The organism is Saccharomonospora iraqiensis subsp. paurometabolica YIM 90007, assembly GCF_000231035.2.
Classification (GTDB): Bacteria; Actinomycetota; Actinomycetes; order Mycobacteriales; family Pseudonocardiaceae; genus Saccharomonospora; species Saccharomonospora paurometabolica.
This window is the reverse complement of the sequence record NZ_KI912254.1, coordinates 105,852-109,955: the sequence shown is the minus strand read 5'-3', so window position 1 is coordinate 109,955 and position 4,104 is coordinate 105,852. Positions and strand designations below refer to the sequence as shown.

The window sequence follows — 4,104 nt, the reverse complement described above, 5'->3', positions numbered from 1 at the left end:
TCGCCCCGGACCGGGCCAGCTCCGTCCCGTCCCGCGCCAGCGCCGCGCCCCCGGCGACGGCCTCCAGACACCCCGTCTTTCCGCACCGGCACACCACCGCGTTGTCGTCGGACACCGCGGCGTGCCCGATGTCGCCCGCACAGCCCTGCGCGCCCCGGTGCAGGTGCCCGGCGTGGCTGACGCCGGCACCGATCCCCGTCCCGACCTTGACGTAGAGCAGGTCGCCCAGGTCGACCGCGGACCCGGGGGTGCGCAGCTCTCCGAGGCAGAGAAGGTTGACCTCGTTGTCCACCCACACCGGGGCGTCGTACCGTGCGCCGAGCCGTTCGCGCACCGGGTAGTTGTTCCATCCCGGCATGATCGGCGGCTCGGACGGGCGCGCCGTGGCGAACTCGACCGGCCCAGGCAGGCCCAGGCCGACCCCCCAGACGTCCTCCGCGGCGCCGCCGATGCCGGTGAGCAGCTCGTCGAGTGTCGACTCGACCTCGGACAGCACCGCCTCCGGACCCCGGGCGATGTCGACGTCGCAGTGCCGCATGGTCAGGACGGCGCCCATCAGGTCGGTCACCCCGGCCGTGTAGCCGGTGGCGCCGAGTTCGGCGGTGAGGATGCGTCCCGCGTCCCGGCGGAACCGGAGCGCGCGCGCCTGCCGCCCACCGGTCGACGGGTTGAGGTCGCCCTCCTCGAGCAGGCCCGCGTCGAGCAGGGTGGTGACGCGCTGGGTGATCGCGGTGCGGCCGAGACCGGTCCGGGCGCTCAGCGCGGGCCGGGTGTCGGCGGCTCCGCTGCGGATCAGGTCGAGCAGGCGTGCGGAGCTCTCCACCAGCTCGGTACTCGGCTCGTCCACCACGGACCCCCTTGTGCTCACTTCCCCGGATGATATCTCGCGACGAACGAACTTCTGTTCGTGGTGGACGTTAGCGGGGCGGTCGGATGCCCGAAGAGCGGCGCCGGGTGACGGGTGTCCCGGTTCAGGGGGCCGTGATTGCGCCGTCCGGGCGATCCGGGACGGGGACCGCGCACACCTCGGGTGGACGGGCGCGGCCGGTCACCGGGACAGTCGGTCGGTGCCGGTCCCGGTGTCGCCGGTCGGGACCGTCATCGTGCCGGTGGTGCCGGTGGTTCCCGGCGTCCGGGTCGCGACGGTGCCGGTCACGGTGCCGGTGCCGTCCCCCGTCGTGGCCCCGGACGACGTGGCCGCGGCGGGGGACGAGGAGCCGCCGTCACCCTGCTCCGGCGGGTCCCCGTCTCCGTCCCCGTCCCCGGGATCGGACCCGGTGGTCGTGGTCTCTCCGGGCTCGTCACCGGAGGGCTCGGTGGATTCCGTGTCGGTCGGTGTCGTATCCGTGGGCTCTGTCGTTCCCGTCGGGACGGGGTTGGTCGGGTTGGGGCCGCGGTCGGGCGGGGTCGACTCGTCACTCTGCCCCGTATCGGAGTCCTCGTCGTCCCCGTCCTGCGGGGGCGGGGGCACCACCGAGGTCGTCTGCCGACCGTCGTCGCCGACCCGGACGACGGTGGTCGGGGCGTCGGTGGACGACGGCAGGGTCCCGGTCACGGGGACGCCGTCCACGACGACGGTCGTGTCGGCGGGGACGGCCTGTCCGGGGATCAGCTCCGGGCCACCGCCCCCGCTGCGGTTGTCGTCGGTGAGGCCGTCCGTCGGGGCGGCCCGGTGGTCGCCGGTGTCCTCCTCCGGTGCGGCCACCTGGGCGACGGCGGCGAAGGCGGTACAGACCAACAGTCCGGCAGCGGTCAGCGCCAGGTATCCGGTGCGGTGCAGTCTGCCGGGGGACTCCCGGGGTGGCGCGAGTTCGACCCGCGTCGGTTCCCCGGACGAGTTCGTCATGCCCGACTCCTTCGACAAGACACCTGTGCACGAGAGATCGGTCCAGCGTCCCCCGGCACCGCCGTGTCGCGGGACACTACCACCGCCCCGGACACGCGGCGAATGCGACACACGTGACCTCGCACCGGTCCCGACCACCGTGGTGCGGCACGATGGCGGGGTGCCTGACGAGACAGAGACGACCCGTCTGACGGCGTGGGTGCACGGCTCGGTGCAGGGCGTCGGTTTCCGCTGGTGGACCCGCAGCCGGGCCCTCGAACTCGGCCTGGTGGGCCACGCGCGCAACCTCCCCGACGGCCGGGTGGAGGTCGTGGCCGAAGGGCCGGGCCGGGACTGCGCACGACTGCTCGACATCCTGCGTACCGGGAACTCGCCCGGCCGGGTGCGCACGGTCGTCGAGCGGTGGTCCGAACCGCGCGGTGGTCTGGACGGCTTCGTCGAACGCTGACGCGGGCCGTCCCGGCGAAGCCGGACACCGTCGTCCGAGTGAGCGCCGACGCGGCCGTCGGACGTCGACGCGGCCGACCGGCTCCGCTCCGCGAGCCCACCCTGCCACGCGGGAGCACCGGCTCCCACGTGCGTCAAATCGGCGCGGGTAGCATCATCCGATCGGACACACCGAAGTCGGTGAGCGAAAGGTCGACGCCGCGTGCACCTGAAGAGCTTGACGATGAAGGGCTTCAAGTCCTTCGCGTCGGCGACCACCCTGCGCTTCGAACCGGGCATCACGTGTGTCGTCGGGCCGAACGGATCCGGCAAGTCCAACGTGCTCGACGCGCTGCGCTGGGTGATGGGAACCCAGGGGGCCAAGGACCTGCGCGGCGGCAAGATGGAGGACGTCATCTTCGCCGGCACCTCCGGACGGTCCCCGCTCGGCCGGGCCGAGGTCACCCTGACCATCGACAACGCCGACGGCGCGCTGCCCATCGAGTACACCGAGGTGTCCATCACGCGGCGCATGTTCCGCGACGGGGCCAGTGAGTACGAGATCAACGGCAGTTCGTGCCGCCTGCTCGACATCCAGGAGCTGCTGTCCGACTCCGGCATCGGCCGCGAGATGCACGTCATCGTGGGCCAGGGCCAGCTCTCCGAGATCCTGCAGGCCAAGCCCGAGGACCGGCGTTCCTTCATCGAGGAGGCCGCCGGGGTGCTCAAGCACCGCAAGCGCAAGGAGAAGGCCCTGCGCAAGCTCAACGCGATGCAGGGCAACCTGGACCGGCTGAACGACCTCACCACCGAGTTGCAGCGCCAGCTCAAGCCGCTCGGCAAACAGGCCGAGATCGCGCGCCGGGCCCAGGTGGTGCAGGCGGAGCTGCGGGACGCCCGGCTGCGGCTGTACGCCGACGACCTGGTCACCCAGCGCACCCAGATCGAGAAGGAGGAGGCCGACGAGAAGGCGGCCCGTGCCCGCCGCGCCGAGGTCGAACAGACCCTGGAGGCGGCGACCTCCGAGCAGACCGAACTGGAGGCCGTGCTCGCCGAGGACGCGCCGAGGCTCACCGCCGCCCAGGACACCTGGTACAAGCTGTCGTCGCTGGCGGAACGGCTGCGCGGCACGGTGCGGCTGGCGGTGGAGCGCAGGCGGCACCTCTCGGCCGAGGTGGACACCGGCGGCACCGGGCGGGACCCGGAAGAACTGCTCGCCGAGGCCGAGGAGGCCGCCGCCCGCGAGGAGGAACTGGGCGAGGGCGTGGGGCAGGCCCGTGCGCTGCTGTCGGAGACCGTCGAGCGTCGGGAACAGCTCGAACAGCGGGTGCAGGCGGCCGAACGGGAGCACCTGGCCGCCGTCCGGGCCATCGCCGACCGGCGGGAGGGCATCGCCAAGCTCTCCGGCCAGGTCGACGCGCTGCGCAGCAAGAGCACCGCCACCGCCGACGAGGTCGAACGCCTCACCAACGGCATCGAGGAGGCCGTGGCCCGTGCCGAGGCCGCCTCGGAGGAGCTGGAGCGGGCCCGCGCCGAGGGCGGTGTCGAGGACTCCGACGACGCGACCCTGCGCGAACGGCACGACCGCGCGGTGGAGGCGAACACGGCCGCCAAGGCCCGGGTGGAGGAGCTGGTCAAGGCCGAACGGACCGCGGAACGCGAGATCGCCTCGGAGAAGGCGCGCCTGGACGCGCTGTCGATGAGCCTGTCCCGCAAGGACGGCGCCGGCTCGCTGCTCGGCGCGGCCGACGACGTGCCCGGCCTGCTCGGGTCGGTGGCCGCGTTGCTCACCGTGGAACCCGGGCACGAGGTGGCGCTGGCCGCCGCGCTCG

At 73.2% G+C, this 4,104-nt stretch carries 4 protein-coding genes; 2 read left to right on the top strand and 2 right to left on the bottom strand.

Annotation, left to right across the window (positions count from 1 at the left end):
- A partial coding sequence (locus SACPADRAFT_RS0218495) for an ROK family protein (protein ID WP_007026745.1) occupies positions 1 to 847 on the bottom strand: 847 nt, incomplete at its 3' end.
- Positions 848 to 1,048: 201 nt separating this feature from the next.
- The gene (locus tag SACPADRAFT_RS0218490) at positions 1,049 to 1,846 is read right to left on the bottom strand and encodes a hypothetical protein (RefSeq protein WP_007026746.1); all 798 of its coding nucleotides are present in this window, start codon (positions 1,844 to 1,846) and stop codon (positions 1,049 to 1,051) included.
- Positions 1,847 to 2,006: 160 nt separating this feature from the next.
- Between SACPADRAFT_RS0218490 and SACPADRAFT_RS34160 the strand changes: the two genes are divergently transcribed.
- Both SACPADRAFT_RS34160 and SACPADRAFT_RS28670 read left to right on the top strand, forming a co-directional pair.
- Complete coding sequence (locus SACPADRAFT_RS34160) at positions 2,007 to 2,294, top strand: acylphosphatase (protein ID WP_233357212.1); 288 nt, start codon at positions 2,007 to 2,009, stop codon at positions 2,292 to 2,294.
- A 201-nt stretch (positions 2,295 to 2,495) separates the two neighbouring features.
- A partial coding sequence (locus SACPADRAFT_RS28670) for a chromosome segregation SMC family protein (RefSeq protein ID WP_007026748.1) occupies positions 2,496 to 4,104 on the top strand: 1,609 nt, incomplete at its 3' end.